At 61.0% G+C, this 19966-nt stretch carries 18 protein-coding genes; 9 read left to right on the top strand and 9 right to left on the bottom strand.

Annotated elements, in window-relative coordinates; all coding sequences use genetic code 11:
* Positions 1-115: 115 nt before the first annotated feature.
* From AC1Q9F_RS11170 to AC1Q9F_RS11160, 3 genes are read left to right on the top strand one after another with little or no spacing between them, the layout of a single operon-like run.
* Complete coding sequence (locus tag AC1Q9F_RS11170) at positions 116-1024, top strand: ABC transporter permease (protein WP_007960163.1); 909 nt, start codon at positions 116-118, stop codon at positions 1022-1024.
* Positions 1021-1869: an ABC transporter permease gene (locus AC1Q9F_RS11165; protein ID WP_007960165.1), complete on the top strand. Its 849-nt coding sequence runs from the start codon at positions 1021-1023 to the stop codon at positions 1867-1869. The genes AC1Q9F_RS11170 and AC1Q9F_RS11165 overlap by 4 nt, the downstream gene beginning before the upstream one ends.
* Positions 1870-1883: 14 nt before the next feature.
* Positions 1884-2939, top strand: a complete 1056-nt coding sequence (locus tag AC1Q9F_RS11160) for an ABC transporter ATP-binding protein (protein ID WP_108563115.1) — start codon at positions 1884-1886, stop codon at positions 2937-2939.
* Positions 2940-3091: 152 nt separating this feature from the next.
* Here AC1Q9F_RS11160 and AC1Q9F_RS11155 read toward each other — a convergent pair whose 3' ends face one another.
* The gene (locus tag AC1Q9F_RS11155; RefSeq protein ID WP_064383794.1) at positions 3092-4021 is read right to left on the bottom strand and encodes an AraC family transcriptional regulator; all 930 of its coding nucleotides are present in this window, start codon (positions 4019-4021) and stop codon (positions 3092-3094) included.
* A 335-nt stretch (positions 4022-4356) separates the two neighbouring features.
* On the opposite strand from AC1Q9F_RS11155, the gene AC1Q9F_RS11150 reads away from it, so the two are divergent.
* Together AC1Q9F_RS11150 and AC1Q9F_RS11145 are read left to right on the top strand one after the other, a co-directional pair.
* Positions 4357-4710, top strand: a complete 354-nt coding sequence (locus AC1Q9F_RS11150) for a putative quinol monooxygenase (protein WP_007960171.1) — start codon at positions 4357-4359, stop codon at positions 4708-4710.
* A 43-nt stretch (positions 4711-4753) separates the two neighbouring features.
* Complete coding sequence (locus AC1Q9F_RS11145; RefSeq protein WP_207983792.1) at positions 4754-4996, top strand: hypothetical protein; 243 nt, start codon at positions 4754-4756, stop codon at positions 4994-4996.
* Between the two features lie 4 nt (positions 4997-5000).
* Here the strand turns inward: AC1Q9F_RS11145 and AC1Q9F_RS11140 are convergent, their stop codons facing one another.
* Positions 5001-5630, bottom strand: a complete 630-nt coding sequence (locus AC1Q9F_RS11140) for a flavin reductase family protein (RefSeq protein ID WP_011335689.1) — start codon at positions 5628-5630, stop codon at positions 5001-5003.
* A gap of 128 nt (positions 5631-5758) precedes the next feature.
* A complete protein-coding gene (locus AC1Q9F_RS11135; protein WP_085610837.1) occupies positions 5759-6076 on the bottom strand; it encodes a hypothetical protein in 318 nt (105 codons plus the stop codon).
* A 348-nt stretch (positions 6077-6424) separates the two neighbouring features.
* Between AC1Q9F_RS11135 and AC1Q9F_RS11130 the strand changes: the two genes are divergently transcribed.
* Positions 6425-7183 (top strand): COG4705 family protein, encoded by a 759-nt coding sequence (locus tag AC1Q9F_RS11130; RefSeq protein ID WP_273901624.1) that lies wholly within the window; start codon positions 6425-6427, stop codon positions 7181-7183.
* Between the two features lie 129 nt (positions 7184-7312).
* On the opposite strand, the gene AC1Q9F_RS11125 is transcribed toward AC1Q9F_RS11130, so the two are convergent.
* The 4 genes from AC1Q9F_RS11125 to AC1Q9F_RS11110 all read right to left on the bottom strand — a co-directional run bounded on the left by AC1Q9F_RS11125 (position 7313) and on the right by AC1Q9F_RS11110 (position 13790).
* Positions 7313-8632, bottom strand: coding sequence for an MFS transporter (locus AC1Q9F_RS11125; protein ID WP_492619918.1), 1320 nt, complete (start codon positions 8630-8632; stop codon positions 7313-7315).
* Between the two features lie 301 nt (positions 8633-8933).
* On the bottom strand, positions 8934-10262 hold the full coding sequence (locus AC1Q9F_RS11120; protein ID WP_074688402.1) for a sigma-54-dependent transcriptional regulator: 1329 nt from the start codon (positions 10260-10262) through the stop codon (positions 8934-8936).
* The gene (locus AC1Q9F_RS11115; RefSeq protein WP_207983790.1) at positions 10262-12022 is read right to left on the bottom strand and encodes a sensor histidine kinase; all 1761 of its coding nucleotides are present in this window, start codon (positions 12020-12022) and stop codon (positions 10262-10264) included. Before AC1Q9F_RS11115 ends, AC1Q9F_RS11120 begins: the two co-directional genes overlap by 1 nt.
* 244 nt (positions 12023-12266) lie before the next feature.
* Entirely contained in the window at positions 12267-13790 is a 1524-nt protein-coding gene (locus tag AC1Q9F_RS11110; RefSeq protein WP_007960181.1) for a fumarate hydratase, read from the bottom strand.
* Positions 13791-14101: 311 nt separating this feature from the next.
* On the opposite strand from AC1Q9F_RS11110, the gene AC1Q9F_RS11105 reads away from it, so the two are divergent.
* The 3 genes from AC1Q9F_RS11105 to AC1Q9F_RS11095 are packed head-to-tail and all read left to right on the top strand — an operon-like array spanning position 14102 to position 16915.
* Entirely contained in the window at positions 14102-15208 is a 1107-nt protein-coding gene (locus tag AC1Q9F_RS11105; protein WP_207983789.1) for a GGDEF domain-containing protein, read from the top strand.
* Positions 15201-16136: an iron-sulfur-binding ferredoxin reductase gene (locus AC1Q9F_RS11100; RefSeq protein WP_207983788.1), complete on the top strand. Its 936-nt coding sequence runs from the start codon at positions 15201-15203 to the stop codon at positions 16134-16136. The genes AC1Q9F_RS11105 and AC1Q9F_RS11100 overlap by 8 nt, the downstream gene beginning before the upstream one ends.
* Positions 16137-16165: 29 nt before the next feature.
* The gene (locus AC1Q9F_RS11095) at positions 16166-16915 is read left to right on the top strand and encodes an enoyl-CoA hydratase-related protein (protein WP_492619919.1); all 750 of its coding nucleotides are present in this window, start codon (positions 16166-16168) and stop codon (positions 16913-16915) included.
* Between the two features lie 141 nt (positions 16916-17056).
* Here AC1Q9F_RS11095 and AC1Q9F_RS11090 read toward each other — a convergent pair whose 3' ends face one another.
* Together AC1Q9F_RS11090 and pyk are read right to left on the bottom strand one after the other, a co-directional pair.
* Positions 17057-18310 carry an NHL repeat-containing protein gene (locus AC1Q9F_RS11090; RefSeq protein WP_492619920.1) on the bottom strand — a complete coding sequence of 418 codons (1254 nt, stop codon included), beginning with the start codon at positions 18308-18310 and terminating at the stop codon, positions 17057-17059.
* 173 nt (positions 18311-18483) lie between these two features.
* Positions 18484-19935, bottom strand: a complete 1452-nt coding sequence (pyk, locus tag AC1Q9F_RS11085) for a pyruvate kinase (protein ID WP_007951250.1) — start codon at positions 19933-19935, stop codon at positions 18484-18486.
* Positions 19936-19966 lie beyond the last annotated feature (31 nt).

Here is a 19966-nt window from a genome sequence, read left to right as displayed (position 1 = left end):
CACCGACAGTGTCGACTGACAGATTGCTATCGCGAGCAAGCTCGCTCCCACAAGTTTCTCGGTGAATTTGAAGGCAGTGTCTGTCAGTTGTTTTTCCATTGACGAGATCATTGCTATGGAACATCAATCCCTGACCCAACCGGTCGGCGCGGGTGACGTGCGCCCGGCGCGCGGTGTTTCGCCGACCGCGCGAGCGTGGTTTTTCCTCACGCCGTCGATGCTGTTTCTCGGCGTGCTGATTGCCGCCAGCCTGCTGGTGCTGCGCATGAGCGTCGGCACCAAGGGGGCGGAGTGGTCCGGTTTCAGCCTGGCCAGTTACGCGCAGTTGCTCGAACCCTACTACCTCAAATCGTTGCTGCTGACCTTGCGTCTGGCGCTGATCAGCGCGGTGATCGCGGTGGTGCTGGCGATCCCGGTGGCCTACACCATGTCGCGCCTGACCTCGCCGTTCGTGCGGCGGATTTTTCTGGCGGCGGTGCTGTTGCCGCTGCTGGTCAACCTGCTGCTGCAAAGCTATGGCTGGCTGGTGATCCTCGGTCCCGGCGGCATGCTCAACCAGACCCTGATGGGCCTCGGTCTGATCAAGCGCCCGATCATGTTGCTGTACAACCAGAACGGCGTGTTGATGGGCCTGGTGCAGACCGCGTTCCCGCTCGCTGTGCTGCCGATCGCCAGCGCCATGCGCGGTGTCGCCCGCAGCTACGAAGAAGCTGCCGCGACCCTCGGCGCCAGCCGCTTTCAAGTGTTCCGTCAGGTGGTGTTGCCGATGAGTCTGCCGGGAATCATCACCGGCGCGACCCTGGTGTTCGCCTACAACGCCAGCAGCTTCGTGGTGCCGCTGTTGCTCGGTGGCCGGCGCGTGCCGATGCTCGCGGTGATGGTGCATGACCAGATCGCTCCGCTGATGAACTGGCCTGCCGCATCCGCCGCCGGGGTGGTGCTGATCGTCACGACGCTCGCCATCATGACCTTGTCCGAATACATCACCGGCCGCCGTCGCCGTCTGCTGGAGGCTTCGCAATGAGTGCCCTGATCAAGAAGCGTCAGTCGCTGTTGCCGGGCGACACCGGCAAGTTCGCCGGCATCCTGTCCGGGATCATTTTGTTCCTGGCCGTGTTGCCGATCCTGACCATGATCGTGATGTCGTTCAGCGGCGCGTCGAACCTCGACTTCCCGCCGAGCAGCTACAGCCTGCAGTGGTACAAGGCGGCGTGGCACACCTTCGTCTCGCCGGATGCCAGCGATGTGCTGAGCCTCGGCCAGGCCATGGGCACCAGTTTGCTGGTGTCATGCCTGACGATGATTTTCGCCACGCTGATCGCGGTGCCGGCGGCCTACGCGCTGACCCGTTGCGAGTTCCGTGGCAAGGGCGTGGCGCTGCAACTGATGTCGCTGCCGCTGGTGTTTCCGATGGTGGTGCTGGGGCTGGCCTTGCTGCTGGTGTTCGACAGCCTGCCGTTCCACATGACCACCTCGCGGCTGGTAATTGCTCACGTGATTCTGGCGCTGCCGTTCGTGGTGAAGAACTGCACGGCGGCCATGCTTTCCATCGGCAGCGAAGTCGAAGAAGCCGCGCAGATGCTCGGCGCCTCGCCGTTGCGCGCCATCGTCGATGTGGTGGTGCCGTTGATGAAGTCGGGGATTCTGGCGGGGATGCTGCTGGCATTCATCGTCTCGTTCAACGAATTCACCGTGACCTATTTCCTCTACACCATCGACGTCATGACCGTGCCGATCTGGATGTACAGCCGCACCGTGTCATCGCTCGACCCTACCGTGTTCTCGTTTGCCGTGCTGATCGTGCTGATCGACTTCGTCCTGATCTGGGCGCTGGAGAAGCTGGTGGGCGAGGGCGGCGTTTCCTTTTGATTGTGAGGTGCAACATGACTGGACTGATTCTGGAAAACGTCGAGAAACACTACGGCTCGGCCTGCGCGGTAAAAGACGTCAATCTGCATTTGCCCGAGGGCAAGCTGGTGTGCTTCCTCGGCCCTTCGGGCTGCGGCAAGACCACGTTGCTGCGAATGATCGCCGGGCTGGAAACCCTCACCGGCGGCGAGATCCGCCTGGACGGCGAGGACATCGGCCACACCCCGGCGCACCTGCGCAACTTCGGCATGGTGTTCCAGTCGCTGGCCTTGTTCCCGCACATGACCGTGGGCGAGAACATCGCCTATCCGCTGAAACTGCGCGGTGTGAGCAAGGCCGATCAACAGGCGCGGGTGGTGGAGTTGTTGGAGCTGATCCAGCTGCAACCGATGATTGATCGCCCGGTAGCGAAACTGTCCGGCGGCCAGCGTCAGCGAGTGGCGATTGCCCGGGCGATTGCCTCGCACCCGAAAATCCTTCTGCTCGACGAACCGCTGTCGGCGCTGGACGCCAAGTTACGCGAGTCGATGCAGGTGGAAATCCGTCAGCTGCAACAACGCCTGAACATCACCACGATTATGGTGACCCACGATCAGCGCGAGGCCATGACCATGGCCGATATCGTGGTGGTGCTGGGTGAGCATCGGGTGCAGCAGGTGGGGACGCCGATTGAAATCTACCGCCATCCGGCCAACGAATTCGTCGCGGACTTTATCGGCTCCGGCAATATCTTCCCGGCTACCGCACTGGGCGATGGCAAGGTCGTGCTGCCGGGCGGCGATGCACTGCAAGTGCCGATCTGCAGCAGCATCGTGGTCGGGCAGAAAGTGAAAATGCTGATCCGCCCCGAAGACCTGCAACTGTCGGCGCCCCAGGCCACGGCGGGCAATCGTCTGCTGGGCAAAGTGACGTTTGTGCGGGATATCGGCGCGACTATCGAGACTACGGTGGAATGTTCCGGGGTGACCTTCACGGCGCTGAGCACGCCGTGTCAGGGCATCGGACTGGGGATCGGGCATCCGGTGTCGGTGACGTTGCCGAGTGAGGCGTGTCGGGTGTTGGGCGCCTGATCCAGATTTGATGCTGGCTCTGCCGACCTCTTCGCGGGCAAGCCCGCTCCCACATTTGGCTGGTGTCGACTGCAAAACCTTTGTACGACACAGAACCTGTGGGAGCGGGCTTGCCCGCGAAGAGGCCAGTAGCCGCGACGCAATAATCCAGATCAGACGGTCAGCCGCAACCGCGCCAGATCCCGCAACGGCGGCGCGCCAAACAACCGGCTGTACTCACGACTGAACTGCGATGGACTTTCATACCCCACCCGATACCCCGCCGCCGACGCTTCCAGCCCTTCAGCCAACATCAACCGCCGCGCCTCTTGCAGCCGCAGCTGCTTCTGATACTGCAACGGACTCATCGCCGTCATCGCCTTGAAGCGGTGATGCAGGGTCGAGACGCTGAGGTTCACTTCCTTCGCCAGATCATCAATGCGCAGCGGCTGTTCGAAGTTGCCGTTGAGCCATTTGATCGCCTGGCTGATGCGGTGGCTCTGGCTGTTGGCGATGGCAATTTCGTACAGCCGATGGCCCTGCGGACTGCGCAGCAGGCGATAGAGAATTTCCCGACGGATCAGCGGCGCGAGCATCGCGATGTCTTTCGGCGCGTCGAGCAGGCGGGCCAGACGCAGCACCGCATCGAGCATGGCGCTGTCGATCTTTTCCACATACAAACCGCGTCCGGTCGGACGGGTCGGTACGCCCATAGGGCCGGCGTCGGCGATCAGTGCGGTGATTTCCGCCGGATCAATGTCCAGGCGCACGGCGAGGATCGGCTCTTCAGGCGAGACATTCACCACCCGACCGCTCAACGGCATCGAGACCGATACCACCAGATAATTCAGCGGGTCGTAATTGAAGAATTCGTCCGCCAGCCGAACCTCTTTGCGACCCTGGGCCATGATGCACAGCGCCGGTTGCGCGAGCACCGGGGCGAAATCATGGGACTGGGTGTGGCGCGACATGAACAGCGAGCCGACGGCAGTGGCATAACTGCCATCTTCGGATGTGTTGCGGCGAATGATGGCCGCCAGTTCCGCGCGCTGCTTTTCCATGTCGGCATCGGGCGGCGCCTGAAAACGATCGAATGACGTCATGCACAGCCTCCTCGGCAAGGGATGGAATGGGAGCAGAGCATAAGTTTGTGCAAGCGCAAGCGGTAGACACATCCTGCGAAATGCTTGCCTGATCCTGCATGGCGTTGCGTACCTGCCCAGACATGACAGGGCGAGCCCCGCCAAACTTGCTCGAAACCGGTGTGACAGGATGGTGACAGCAATTCACGACTTGTTACAGGTCTGCACGACAGTCTCGCAGGATTGTGCAACGCGACGGCAGGAATCGACTAACGGCGAACGCTGCCCGGCCCTTAACCTTGGATCCTGTCGCAGCCCGTCCCCGGCTGCCACGCGACTCCCTGGGAGGGTTGAACATGTCCAAGCAGATTCCCGTCAGTCATATGGCCTTCGTTCGAGCGCGCGCCGGACGCTCAGCGGAACTCGGTATGCGCCTGAGCGCCCTGATCGAACCGTCCCGCGCCGCCCCCGGTTGCCTGAGCTTCGCCTTGCAGCATTCGCAGTGTGATCCGGAGTTGTGGCTGGTCTCCGGTTTCTGGAACAACCAGCAATCGATGACCGCGTATTTCAGCAGCCCGTCGATGGAAATCTTTGCCGAGCTGGTGCAGGAACTGGTGGTCAACAGCCTGGATTTCCACACCTTCAAGGAAGTCTCGGCCGCCCAGGCCGTAGGGCAATGCACTGCGCCGATACACAAACTCGCCGGTTGAATGTTTAATGTCGGGCTTATCCGACTGAGCCAGGACCTGCGATATGGCACGTAAAGAGTTCGAACACTTCGAAGCGGTTTCCGCTGTAGTCCCCGTCGAGTTGGGCGGCAACAAGGGTTATCACGCGGCAATCGCCGTCAAGGCCCTGGTCGACGGCGGCGCACCGCGCTTTCACAAACTGCTGGACGATCAGGTTTTCCCCGGCGCCATCGCCGCCGATGAAGCCGCGATCAATGAACTGGACAAGCTCAAGGGCGTCACCGACGACGCTGAGCTGATCTGGTAAGCGCTTACTTCGTCGCCCCCGGGCGCCACATCTTGAACAACGCCTCCGGCCCCAGCTGGAAATAGTCCGCCGGCCCGCCGCCCCGCAGTATCGGTTCGGCGGCGGCGGTGTCGTAGATCCCGTCCTTCAACAGCCACTTGGCGATGTGCACGGCGACCACCTCGCCAAGCACCAGCCAGCTCGGCACGGTCTCGCCGTCGGCGCGCTGCAACTGAATGATCTGGGTGACCTTGCATTCAAAGGACACCGGGCTTTCGGCCACGCGCGGCACGGCAATCACCTTCGACGCCACCGGCGTCAGCCCCGCCAGTTCGAACTCGTTGACCTCCGGCCCGACCATCGCGCAGCTCTGGTTCATCTGCTCGGCCAGCGGCCGGGTGGCGAGGTTCCAGACGAATTCGCCGGTCTGTTCGATGTTGTTCAGGCTGTCTTTGCGACCGACGCTGGAGAACCCGATGATCGGCGGAATGTAGTTGAACGCGTTGAAAAAGCTGTAGGGCGCCAGGTTCAGCCGGCCCTCGGCATCCTGCGATGAAATCCAGCCGATGGGACGCGGGCCAACGATCGCGTTGAACGGATCGTGGGGCAGGCCGTGGCCGTTGGCCGGTTCGTAGAAATGGATGTCATCGGGCATGGCGGGGTGATCCTGAAGGCTTCTATAAGCGACCAATAGTGCAAGTCCGATCCGCGAAGATCAAATACCGACCTTTGGAAATGAACAAGCCCGGCAATGGCCGGGCTTTGGTGTCTGCATCCTGGCAATCAGCTGATGGCAGCGGCGGTACCGGTTTTATCAAAGCCGTCGGCGGCGATGGCGTTGGCGGTGCCGGTTTTATCGAAACCGTCAGCAGCGATAGCGTTGGCAGTGCCGGTCTTGTCGAAACCATCAGCAGCGACGGCTTTGCCGACGTTGGTCTTGTCGAAACCGTCAGCTGCGTAGGTGCCGGTGTGGCTGGTTTCGATGGCGGCGCTGGCGCCGGAAATGAAGTCGGCGGATTTGGTTTTGTCCGAACCGTCGGCGGCGAAAGTGTTGGCGGCCAGTACGGACAGGGTCAGGGCGAGGATCAGTTTGGTTTTCATGGTCGTTCTCCAGATTCGAAATTCGTTGGCGATGTGTTTCGCATGGGGTTCATGCTACGCCAACTAAATTGATTAAAAAGCGCAAAATAATGCTAAAAACAATCGGTTAACTTGATATTAAGGGCGACGCATTCAATTCGCTTTCGTCGTCGGAGCGAGCGTCGCGCAGTTAATCGATCAGGTAGGTGCAGGATGCGGCAGGGGCATTAACCGGTGATTAATCGCCGTTTTTTGCCTGTGTGACAGATTTTTTATGGATTCCCGACCGGTTTTTCACCCGCGCAACGCCAGTCTGCCCACGGCCATAAAGCCAAAAAACGGCCGTCACACACTGGAGCGTTGCCCGCGATGAACAAACTGCCTCAAATCACCCTGGCCTTCTGGGTCATGAAAATCTGCGCGACGACCCTGGGGGAAACCGCGGGGGATTTGTTGTCGATGACCCTTAACGTCGGCTACGCCATCAGCTCGCTGATCCTGATCAGCGTGTTTGTCCTGACACTGATCGCGCAGCTGATGTCCAAGACCTACAAACCGTTGCTGTACTGGATCGTGATCCTGTCGACCAGCACCGCCGGCACCACCATGTCGGACTTCATGGACCGCACGCTGGAACTGGGTTACGCCACAGGTTCCATGATCCTGATCGCGATCCTGCTGGCGATCTTCGCGGCATGGCGCCTGAGCGGCGATTCGCTCAACGTCACCAAGGTGCAGAGCTTTCGCGGCGAGATGTTCTACTGGATGGCGATTCTGTTCTCCAACACCCTGGGCACCGCGCTCGGCGATTACCTGGCGGACGACTCCGGCCTGGGCTTTGCCGGTGGCGCGCTGTTGATCGGCTCGGCGATTGGCGTGGTCGTTCTGCTCAAGTACTTCACGAAAATTTCGTCGGTGGCGCTGTTCTGGGTGGCGTTCGTGCTGACCCGGCCGTTTGGCGCGACCTTGGGCGACTTGATGACCAAGTCCCATGAGAAGGGCGGACTGGATTTCGGCACCATCGGTTCGTCGGCGGTGCTGGCGGGGATTCTGCTGGTGATGATCGTGGGCGCGTCGTATGCGCAGAAGCGTTATGGCAGCAAACAGGACGTTGCCGAGTTGTCCTGATACCGAGGTGACTTCAATCGCGAGCAAGCTCGCTCCCACAGGGTCAGTTGTACGCCGATCCAATGTGGGAGCGAGCTTGCTCGCGATGGGGCCAGAACAGCCACCATTGCAGTGGCTGTAGAAACCCGGTCAGTCAGTGACGATGCGCGAGTGTTTCTGTGTGTCCTTCATGGTGATGTACACCAGCAGGGACACCGCGATGCACGCGGTCACGTACCAGTAGTAACCGGTTTCCATGCCGATGCTCTTGAACCACAGCGCGATGTATTCGGCGGTGCCGCCGAAGATCGACACGGTCAGTGCGTACGGCAGGCCGACGCCCAGGGCGCGGATTTCGGTCGGGAACAGTTCGGCCTTCACCACAGCGTTGATCGAGGTGTAGCCGCTGACGATGATCAGCGCCGCCATGATCAGGAAGAACGCGCCCCACCAGGTCTGGATGGTGTGCAGGGTCATCAGGATCGGCACGGTGAAAATCGTCCCGAGCACGCCGAAGGCGATCAGGATCGGACGACGACCGATTTTATCGGACAGGCCGCCGATGATCGGTTGCAGGCACATGAACAGGAACAGCGTGGCGGCAGAAATGGTGGTGGAGTCGGAGATGCTCATGCCGACGGTGTTCACCAGGTATTTCTGCATGTAGGTGGTGTAGGTGTAGAACGCCAGCGTACCGCCCATGGTCAGGCCGACCACGGTGAGCAGTTCCTTCGGATGGCGCATCAAGGTGCGCATCGCGCTTTCCTTGGACTTTTCCTTCTTGGTGAACGACTCGGTTTCTTCCATGCCGCGACGCAGGTACAGCGCCACGATTGCGCACAGCGCGCCGATGGCGAACGGAATACGCCAGCCCCACGCGTACAGCTCTTCGGTGGTCAAGAATTGTTGCAGCACGATCAGCACGCCCAGCGCGATGAGCTGGCCGGAAATCAGGGTCACGTACTGGAAGCTGGAGAAGAAGCCGCGACGATCCTTGGTCGCCATCTCCGACAGATAAGTGGCCGAGGTGCCGTATTCGCCACCGACCGACAGGCCTTGCAGCAGACGGGCGAACACCAGCAGGATCGGCGCGCCGACACCGATGGTTTCATAACCCGGGCTCAGGGCGATGATCAGCGAGCCGAAGCACATCAGATAAACCGAGGCCATCAGGGCTTTTTTGCGTCCGACCTTGTCGGCGTACAGGCCCATCAGCCAGCCACCGATCGGGCGCATCAGGAAGCCCACGGCGAAGATCGCGGCGGTGTTGAGCAGTTGGGCGGTGGTGTCGCCTTTGGGGAAGAAGGCTTTGGCGAAGTACAGCGAGAAGGCGGCATAGACGTACCAGTCGTACCACTCGACCATGTTGCCGACGGAACCGCTGAAGATCGACTTGATGCGACTGGCGGTGGTTCGTTCTTTGGCCGGCACGGCAGCCGACCCAAGGGGCAGGGCGTTGGAGTTATCCATTGAAGGATCCTTCGTTTAATTGTTTTTGTGGAGCGCGTTGAAACGCAGCCTGCGAGGGCTATAGCAGGAGCTGTGCCAACGGGGGGAGGGCCGGTTTAGAGGGGCTGGGGAGATGGGTTGAGCGGGATTTTGCCGATGATCCGGAATGAATGAGCGGATTTCCGCCTATCTGATCGTTGATCTGATCGTTCCCACGCTCTGCGTGGGAATGCCTCAATGGACGCTCTGCGTCCGCTTTGGGACGCAGAGCGTCCCGGGCTGCATTCCCACGCGGAGCGTGGGAACGATCACGTGGGAGCGATCAGTCGGGTACGAACATTTCCCGGGTCAAGCCATGCCGCTGCATCTTTTCATTGAACGTGCGCCTCGGCAGTTGCAGCTCCTCAAGCACGGCTTTCACATCCCCCTTGTGCCGTGTCAAAGCAGCCCGCAAACACTGCGCCTCAAACGCCTCTTGCTGCGCCGCCAGCGACTGCCCCGGATCAATCCCCTGCACCGGTTCATCGAGCCCCAGCACCTGACGCTCGGCAACGTTCGCCAACTCCCGCACGTTACCCGGCCAGTCATGACTCAGCAGATGGCTCAACTGCGCACCACTGAGCGGTGGGAACGTGCGGCCCAAACGCTGGGCGGCGCTCTGTGCGAAGGATTCAAACAACAGCGGAATGTCTTCCCGCCGATCACGCAGCGGCGGCAATCGCAGCTCGGCGACGTTCAGGCGATACGCCAGATCCTCGCGAAAACGCCCGGCCCGCGCTTCATCCAGCAAGTCGGGTTTGGTCGCCGCGACAATCCGCAAGTCCACGCGAATGCTCTGGTTCGATCCCAGCCGCTCCAGCTTCTGCTCCTGCAACACCCGCAGCAGTTTCACCTGCTGGGCCAGGGGCATGCTTTCAATTTCATCGAGAAACAGCGTGCCGCCGTCGGCGTATTCCAGCTTGCCGATGCGCTTGCCCGAAGCGCCGGTGAACGCGCCGCTCTCATGACCGAACAACTCGGCTTCGAACAACTGCTCGGGGATCGCCGCGCAGTTCAGCGCCACAAACGGCTTGTCGGCGCGCGGGCCGAAGTCGTGCAGGCAGCGGGCGACCAGTTCCTTGCCGCTGCCGGTCTCGCCACGGATCAGCACGTTGACCGGCAATGTTGCGAGGTCCAGCACCTGACGGCGCAAGGTCTGCAAGCCACGGGATACTCCGAGCAGCGTCGCATCGAGTCTGGCGCGGTTGTCGGCCTGCTCGTGCAGGGCGCGGTTTTCCAGCACCAGCCGACGCTTGTCCAGCGCCCGGCGCAGACTGCCGAGCAGGGTCTCGGGGCTGAAGGGTTTTTCCAGAAAGTCATAGGCGCCATCGCGCATCGCTTCGACCGCCATCGGCACATCGCCGTGGCCGGTCAGCAGAATCACCGGCAGGTCGGCATCCCGGCGCTGCACTTCGGCCAGCAGTTCAAGACCGCTGAGCCCGGGCATGCGCACGTCGCTGACAATCACCCCGGCAAAATGCGCGGGCAACGCCGCCAGGCATTCCTCGGCGCGGCTGAACAATTGCACCTCGAACCCGGACAGGCTCAACCATTGCTCAACGGCATTGCGAATGCTGCTTTCGTCATCGACCACCATCACAGAATTGAGCATCAGATGTGCGCCTCCAGATCGATCGGCAAGGTCAGGCTGAACACCGCGCCGTTGTCGCCATTCTCGGCACACAGGCGCCCGCCGGATTCATGGACGATGGCAAAGGAAACCGCCAGCCCCAGACCCAGCCCGTCACCCACAGGTTTGGTGGTGAAGAACGGATCGAACACCTGACCCAGATGTTCTTCGGCGATGCCGCCACCGTTGTCGATAACGCTCAGGCGCCACAGTTGCTCGTCGGCTTCCAGACGGATTTCCAGACGTTTGCACGGTTTGCCCTGCATCGCATCGAGGGCATTGCGCAGCAAATTGATCAACACTTGTTCGAGGCGGATCGCATCGCCGCGCACCCACGCCGGACGGGTCAGGTGCAGCACCAGACTGACTTGTTCATCGCGCAGACGCGCATCGAGCAGTTGCAGGGCCTGATCGACCACCGTCGCCAGATCCAGCCGTTCGCGCAAACCGCTGGGGCTCTTGCGGGCGAAGGTTTTCAGGTGGCCGGTGAGGGCGGCCATGCGCGTGAGCATTTCATCCACCGGTTTGAGCGCCTTGTAGGCGTCGTCGACCCGGCCATGATCGAGCAGCAGGCGCAGGGTCGCCAGCTGCATACGCTGGGCGGTCAGCGGCTGATTGATTTCGTGGGCCAGCGCGGCGGACATCTGCCCCAGTGCCGCCAGTTTTGCCGACTGCACCAGACCGTCCTGGGCGGTGCGCAAATCCCGGGTGCGTTCCTCGACCAGTTGCTCAAGCTCTTCGCGGCTGCGCTGGCGCATCTTCGCCAGACGCCAGCGCTGGTTGAGGAACAGCAGCAGGAACACCAGCGCCAGCCATACTCCGGCGGCGGCGAGCCCGGCATTGCGCTGATCCTCGAAGGACACCTGGGGGTGCCGCAGCAGATGCAAGGTCCAGCCTTCGGCGCTCAGCGGCAGCGATTCCCACAGGTAATCCGCCGTGCCTTGCGGGCCTTCGACGCGGCGCAGGTCACTGTTGTCGTCGAAGCTGCGCAGCGCCAGATGCGTCAGCGGCACCAGCGACTGTTTGTCGTATTGGCGGGTGGCCTTGATCTCGCGGTAATCGGCCGGGCTCAACGGATGCAGCAGGCGATAGCGCCAGCCGGGCTGGTTGGCGATGAAGATGATCCCGCGTGCATCGCTGACCAGCAGGGTGTCATTGCCTTGGCTCCATTCACGTTCGAGCTCGGGGAATTCGAGCTTGACCACCATCGCCCCGAGAAACTCGCCGTTGTCGCCGAGCACCGCGCTGGACAGGAAGTAACCGGGAATCCCGCTGGTCACGCCGACCGCGTAGAAACGCCCGGTGCCCTGAGTGCGGGTCTGACTGAAATAGGGGCGAAAGCCGTAGTTGTGACCGACGTAACTGCTGGGCAGACGCCAGTTGCTGGCTGCCACCGCAAGGCCGGTGTGGTCGAGCAATTCAAGGGTCGAGGATTGTGCGGCGCCGTTGATCTTTTCCAGCTTCAGATTCAGCGCAGCCTGCTGTTCGGCATCGACCGGACCTGCCAGCGCCGCACGCAATTGCGGGTCCAGCGCCAGCACGGCGGGCAGGGCGCGATAGCGGTCGATCAGGGTATGCAGCGAGTTGGCGTACAGCGCCAGCTGTTGATTGGCCCGCGCGGCGTCTTCTTCCAGCGCCTGGCGCTCGGCGTGGCGGATCGCAAGCGTTGCAGCAAGGGCGGCACCGGCGATGATCAGCAGGGTATACAACGACAGACGCAGGGTACGGGAAGTCGGCAGCATGCTGTGGCAAACGGATGGCAGGACGGGCGGGCACGATACCATGCAGATGTGTAGGCGGGGCTCCCGTTCATAGGCGCTATGAGCATGCGGTACTTTTTGCCGATACCGATCACTGAAGGCATCGGTAATTGCGCACGAAAAAACCGCTCTGCATATAGATGTTTGGTTGTACGGATTTTATACACTCAAAAAAACGGCCGGCTCTCCATTTGGATGAGCCGGCCGTTTTTATATGGCGAATAGCTTACTGCACTTCAACTGCCAGGCTTTCGCTGATCTTCTGCTGCCAGATCGCAGGACCGGTGATGTGCACCGATTCACCTTTGCTGTCCACCGCGACGGTGACCGGCATGTCCTTGACCTCGAACTCGTAGATCGCTTCCATGCCCAGCTCGGCGAACGCCAGAACCTTGGACTTCTTGATCGCTTGCGCCACCAGGTAAGCGGCACCGCCGACGGCCATCAGGTACACAGCCTTGTTGTCCTTGATCGCGTCGATCGCGGTCGGGCCGCGCTCGGACTTGCCGATCATGCCCAACAGGCCGGTCTGCTCGAGGATCTGACGGGTGAACTTGTCCATCCGCGTGGCGGTGGTCGGGCCAGCCGGGCCAACCACTTCGTCACCGACCGGGTCAACCGGGCCGACGTAGTAGATGAAGCGACCTTTGAGGTCCACCGGCAGGGTTTCGCCCTTGTTCAACATCTCGACCATGCGCTTGTGCGCAGCGTCGCGACCGGTGAGCATCTTGCCGTTGAGCAGGACGGTTTCGCCCGGCTTCCAGCTCTGCACGTCTTCCGGGGTCAGGGTGTCGAGGTTGACGCGACGGGCCGACGGGCCGGCTTCCCAGACGATTTCCGGGTAGGCGTCCAGCGGTGGCGCTTCCAGCGAAGCAGGGCCGGAACCGTCGAGCACGAAGTGCGCGTGACGGGTGGCGGCGCAGTTCGGGATCATGCACACCGGCAGGGAGGCTGCGTGGGTCGGGTAATCCATGATCTTCACGTCGAGCACGGTGGTCAGGCCACCGAGGCCCTGGGCGCCGATGCCCAGCTGGTTGACCTTCTCGAACAGCTCCAGACGCATTTCTTCGATGCGGTTCTGTGGGCCACGGGCTTTCAGCTCGTGAATGTCGATGGATTCCATCAACACTTCTTTCGCCATGACGGCGGCTTTCTCGGCAGTACCGCCGATGCCGATACCCAGCATGCCCGGTGGGCACCAGCCGGCGCCCATGGTCGGAACGGTCTTGAGTACCCAGTCGACGATCGAGTCGGACGGATTGAGCATGGCCATTTTCGACTTGTTCTCGGAGCCGCCGCCCTTGGCCGCCACGTCCACTTCCACGGTGTTACCCGGAACGATGGAGTAGTGGATGACCGCCGGGGTATTGTCCTTGGTGTTCTTACGCGCACCGGCCGGGTCGGCCAGAATGGAAGCACGCAGGACGTTTTCCGGCAGATTGTAGGCGCGGCGCACGCCTTCGTTGATCATGTCGTCCAGGCTCATGGTCGCGCCATCCCAACGCACGTCCATGCCCACACGCACGAACACGGTCACGATGCCGGTGTCCTGGCAGATCGGCCGGTGGCCGGTGGCGCACATGCGCGAGTTGATCAGGATCTGCGCCATCGAGTCACGGGCCGCTGGCGATTCTTCGCGCAGGTAGGCTTCGTGCATCGCCTGGATGAAGTCCACGGGGTGGTAGTAGGAAATGAACTGCAGGGCGTCGGCAACGCTCTGAATCAGGTCGTCTTGCTTGATCACGGTCATGAGTCGCGCTCCTCTAAAAGACGGGAACATTCAATAAGGTGCCTGCGGCTTGGGTGCATCGGTCGGTCGCAGACACCTTTCAAGGCACGCCGGGGCTGCTGGCGCGACGCTAAAAAGGCGCGGCAGTATACCGCGCCTCGGTGGCGGGCACATCTGCCGGGAGTCATTCGTTGGTCGCATGGCTGCAGGTTTTTGACGCCAAATACCCGGCCCGAAAATCAATGGTCATTTATCGCCTGCGCCACTAAAGTGGCAGCCGGTCTGTAGAGTAGGACACTCGGTCAGCCTCTTATCGCACGGTGAGTCAACGATTGACCCATAACGCCATTCAACGTCTTTTGCTCAAACGCTTCGCCCTCGCTGCAGCCACCTATGGATTGGCCTTGCTGCTGCTGTGGCTGGCGTATTTCACCGGACACTACAACGACTCGCTGGCAGGCGTCGCCGTCGGCAGCGCGCTGGTGGTGATCTGCCAGGCGACTCTGTTCGCCGTGTTCTTTTCCGGCTGCAACCTGCGCTTTTCCGACCCGAGCCTGACCGAAGTCCAAGTGCTGCTGGGCCTTGGCTGGCAGACGTGGTTGATCGCCCATCTGGACGAAGCCCGGGGCGAATTCCTGGTCTTTTATGTGCTGATCCTGCTGTTCGGTCTGTTCCACCTTTCGCGACGGGCGTTCGTGCGCTGCGCGATGCTGGTGTTCTTCAGCTTCTGCGCCATCACCTTGTGGGGCGGCTACCACTTCGAGTTGCCCGACCCGGCGCTGGCCGCGTTGCAGGTGTGCATCCTGCTGATCGTGCTGGTATGGCTGGTGATTTACGCCAGCTTCGTCCAGACCTCGCGCCAACGCATGCGCCAGCGCCGGTTTGCCTTGCAGGCGCATCAGGACACCCTGCGCGGGATGATGCGCCAGCTCGAAGACCTGGTCGCCACTGACGAACTGACCGGGCTGTTCAACCGCCGACATTTCCTGCGCCTGGCCACCCGCGAGCTGAATGCGATGGAGGCCAACGTGGTGCACGGTCTGGCGCTGATCGACCTCGACCACTTCAAACGCATCAACGATATTCACGGCCACGCCGCCGGCGATCAGGTGCTGCAAGCCTTCGCCGGCGTGGCCGGGGCCTGTCTGCGCGACGGCGACGTGCTGGCGCGTTATGGTGGTGAAGAATTCGTGGTGCTGCTGCCCGATTGCAACGCCGAGCGCCTGACCGCTTGCTGCGAACGGCTGCGCATCGCCTTCACCGACGTCGAACTGGTGGGCCTGAATGTGAAAAACCTGAGCCTGTCCGCTGGCATGACCCTGCTGGAACTGGGCGATGATCTGGACGACGCCTTGCAGCGCGCCGATCAGGCGCTGTACCGGGCCAAGCGCGACGGGCGCAACCGTTGCGCAGCCGCGTGGGAGAACGTCGATGCCTGAACTGCGGGTCGGTGAACGACAGTGGTCGGTGGCGGCGGGCAGCAACTTGCTCGATGCCCTCAATCAGAACGGTGTGGCGGTGCCTTATAGCTGCCGCGCCGGCAGTTGCCATGCGTGTCTGGTGCAATGCGTGCAAGGCTTGCCCGCCGACAGTCGCCCCGATGCCCTGAGCGCCGAACAGCGTGATCAGGGCTGGCGGCTGGCCTGTCAGTGTCAGGTCATCGAAGACTTGCAGATACACGCCTTCGATCCCGTCACCGATGGTCGCCCGGCCACGGTCGAAGCGCTGGACTGGCTCGGCGACAGCGTGTTGCGTCTGCGCCTGACACCCCAGCGGCCGTTGCGCTACAGCGCCGGTCAGCATCTGGTGCTGTGGGCCGGCCACATTGCGCGGCCGTATTCGCTGGCGAGCCTGCCGGAAGAAGACCGCTTTCTCGAGTTCCACCTCGATTGTCGCCAGCCCGGTGAATTCAGCGATGCCGCGCGCCGCTTGCAGATCGGCGATCCGATCCGCCTCGGCGAACTGCGCGGCGGCGCGCTGCATTACGACCCGGACTGGCACGACCGGCCGCTGTGGCTGCTCGCCGCCGGCACCGGGCTCGGCCCGTTGTTCGGCGTGTTGCGCGAAGCCTTGCGTCACGATCATCGGGGCGCCATTCGCGTCATTCACCTGGCCCATGATGCCGACGGACATTACCTGGCCAAACCCCTTGAAGCACTGGCCGCGCAGCGGGAAAACCTCAGCGTCGAAGGGTGGACGGCGGCCGAGTTGCCGGGCGCTTTGGCGCAACTGCGCCTTGTCTCCCGACAAACCCTGGCCTTAGTCTGCGGCTCGACTGCCAGCGTCGACGCGTTTGCCAAGCGTCTGTTCCTGGCCGGACTGCCGCGCAATCAACTGCTGGCCGATGTCTTCCTGAGCCGTGGTTGAGCGCTGAATTCTCAGACGCGAGACCTGCCATGCCCGAAGCCATCCTGCTGCACCGCGAACGCGGTTTGCTGACCCTGCGCCTCAACCGCCCGGACAAGAAAAACGCCCTGACCCGCGCCATGTACAGCCAGTTGGCCAACGCGCTCAAGCAGGCTAATCACGATCCCGAGATCAACGCCGTGCTGATCACCGGCAGCGCCGAGTGCTTCACCGCCGGCAACGACATCGCCGACTTCATCCAGCAACCGCCGAGCGACCTCGACAGCCCGGTGTTCCACTTCATGCTCAAACTGCTCGAATGCCGCAAACCGGTGATCGCCGCCGTGGCCGGGGCGGCGGTGGGGATTGGCACGACGCTGTTGCTGCATTGCGATCTGGTGTACGTGGCGCGGGATGCGCGGCTGCGCATGCCGTTCGTCAATCTCGGGTTGTGCCCGGAGTTCGGCTCCAGCCTGATCCTGCCGCGTTTGCTTGGGCAGGCCAAGGCGTCGGAGTTGTTGCTGCTCGGTGAGGGTTTTACCGGTGAGCAGGCGGCGCAATGGGGGATCGCAACCGAGGCGCTGGGCAGTGGCGAAGCGGCACTGGCCAAGGCGCGGGAGATGGCGTTGCGGTTTGATGAGTTGCCGGCTGAGGCGGTGCGGATCAGCAAACAGTTGATGCGGGCGCCGGATCGCGAGTTGATTCGCAAGGTGATCGAGGAGGAGGGCGCGCTGTTCACCCAGCGGCTGCGCTCGCCGGAGGCGTTGGCGGCGTTGACGGGATTCATCAAACGGCATTGAAAAGCCATCCCATTCCCTTCCTCACCGGAGGAGAGGGAATGAGCCGACTTGGGTGCTACATGTGTAAGACGCTCAGGCAACGTCCGGTGTTGAAACTTCACCCGGACGTTTTATTGCCCAAGAGGCCAGTATTTCGCCTGGTCAAGGAACAAGACCACACATAAGTGCCTGCTGATTTTCGAGCCGGGTGAACAGTACCCTGTTCCCATCGAACTTCATCAGTGTTTCCGAAGTGCCAGCGAAGCGCACGACACCGTTCCTGCCATAGGTGTTATCGATTGTGCCGTTGGCGTTGAGTTGAACAATAACAAGATTTTTATCGGAATTTGGTAAATCATCGGCCTGCCCAAGTACTTGCAACTGGCCATTGGGCAACATTCGTCCACTCAACCATTTCGTGTGATTATGATCCACCTGTGTGACTAGTGGCTCTGCCCGGTTGAATTGAATATTCCTGCTGCCGTCTGGTTCAATACTGGTAATCAAGCCTGAAGTTGTACTTTCTTCGGCCCGACCAAACGCGGCCGTACGGTTGTTGTGTTGAGGCGCGAGCGCTGTAAATGCATAGTCTTTTTTTTGGATGCTTGTATCTTCAATTTCTACAACTCCGTTTACCCCGTATTCAGGATCATTTTCTCCGTTTGCCAGTAATCGGATAATCAACCCTGAATTCGGTCTTTCAGGATTAGACCGGGTTCCACCTAACAAATACTTGCCATCCGTAGTTTCTGAAATGGCAAATAAAAAAATTCCCTCCTCCGAACGTTTGAATAGTCGATAGCCTGAACCATTGAATGTATCGTCGAGCGATCCATTCGTGTTCACTCTAATGACATATGCACCTTCAGTCGTTGATTCGAGAAAAATAACATTGGTATCTTCCAAAGCAACAGCCTGCGAAACATCTGCAGTGCTATCGGGTTGCTGAGTGCCTATGGTGAGCGAAGGAAGCTCTATGATGATCTTTCCGTCTATCCCATAACTTTTATCCAGGCTGCCATCCGAATTCAGGCGAACCAGAGCGGGTTGCTGGGAATGGGTATCCCCAATCAGCAGGATTTTTTTGTTCCCGTCGATGTATTGAATAATTGCTTGTCTGGCCACTCCGTTGATGGTGATGCCCTCGTCGCTGAAGTTTCCTCTGGCATATCCCTGGTCGCCGAAGTCTGTTTCAAATTTTCCATCCTTGCTCAGGCGGCAACAAACATAGTCATTTTTTGAAGGTTCGTAGTCCAGGTAACCAACTATGTAAATATGTTCTTCATCTTCAGTGAATCCGAGGATCCTCATGCTTTTAACATTCGGCGGTAGAGGCGCGATAAACTCGCCATTTTTTGCGAAGGATAAGTCTAGCTCACCATTAAACTCGGGAATTGAACTTGAGATATTCGACATTTATTTTGCTCCTTTCGAAGAGAAGCACTGAGCGTCCACTCTGCGAGCTACCATTCGCTACTGTTAGAAATAACAGTTCCGACAAACGGTACTCTCTGGCCTATGAGGCAGTCTGAAATGAAAAAGCCCCGCCATTCACATGGCGGGGCTTTTCGTTTTCAGCAACCGGTCACTCAGACCTGCGGGTCGCCCACGTGCAGGATCTTCATGCCGTTGGTGCCGCCGGTGGTGTGGTAGCTGTCGCCCTTGGTCAGGATGACCCAGTCGCCTTTCTCCACCACGCCGCGCTTGACCAGCTCGTCGATGGCTTTCTGGCTGACTTCGTTCGGGGCCAGCGAAGCCGGGTCGAACGGTACGGTGTACACGCCACGGAACATCGCCGCGCGGGCCTGGGCTTCGCGGTGCGGGGTGAAGCAGTAGATCGGCACCGATGAACGGATACGCGACATGATCAGCGGGGTGTAGCCGCTTTCGGTCAGCGCGATGATCGCCTTGACGCCCGGGAAGTGGTTGGCGGTGTACATGGTCGCCAGTGCGATGCTTTCGTCGCAGCGCTCGAATTCCTTGCCGATGCGGTGGCTGGAGGTCTTGCTGGTCGGGTGCTTTTCAGCGCCGACGCAGATGCGCGCCATCGCCTGCACGGCTTCCAGGGGATACGCGCCGGCAGCGGATTCGGCCGACAGCATCACGGCGTCGGTGTAGTCGAGCACGGCGTTGGCCACGTCGGACACTTCGGCGCGGGTCGGCATCGGGTTCTGGATCATCGACTCCATCATCTGGGTCGCCACGATCACAGCCTTGTTGTGGCGGCGTGCATGCAGAATGATTTTCTTCTGGATGCCCACCAGTTCGGCGTCGCCGATTTCCACACCCAGGTCGCCACGGGCAACCATCACGGCGTCGGAAGCCTTGATCAGACCGTCGAGGGTTTCGTCGTCGGCCACGGCTTCGGCGCGTTCGATCTTCGCTACCAGCCAGGCGGTGCCGCCGGCTTCGTCGCGCAGTTGACGGGCGTAGTTCATGTCGGCCGCGTCACGCGGGAAGGACACGGCGAGGTAGTCGACTTCCATTTCAGCGGCGAGCTTGATGTCGGCCTTGTCTTTTTCAGTCAGGGCCGGAGCGGTCAGGCCGCCACCGCGACGGTTGATGCCTTTGTGGTCGGACAGCGGGCCGCCGATGGTCACGACGCAGTTCAGCTCGGTTGCGGTGGCGGTTTCAACGCGCATCACTACGCGGCCGTCGTCGAGCAGCAGCTCGTCGCCCACGCCGCAGTCCTTGACCAGATCCGGGTAGTCGATACCGACAACCTGCTGGTTGCCTTCGGTCAGCGGATGGCTGGTGGAGAAGGTGAACTGGTCACCGATCTTCAGCTCGATGCGCTTGTTGGCGAATTTGGCGATACGGATTTTCGGGCCTTGCAGGTCACCCAGCAGGGCGACAAAGCGGCCGTGCTTGGCAGCGAGGTCACGCACCAGCTTCGCGCGAGCCTTGTGCTCGTCGGGGGTGCCGTGGGAGAAGTTCAGACGGGCGACGTCCAGGCCAGCCAGAATCAGCTGTTCGAGAACTTCCGGCGAGTTACTGGCCGGGCCAAGGGTAGCGACGATTTTGGTACGACGGACGGACATGCAAAGACTCCTCAGGTTCAAGCGCCAGCGA

The organism is Pseudomonas sp. GW823-FHT04A03, from assembly GCF_058796615.1.
The sequence above is the reverse complement of the archived record's forward strand: the minus strand, read 5'-3'. Positions and strand labels throughout refer to the sequence as shown.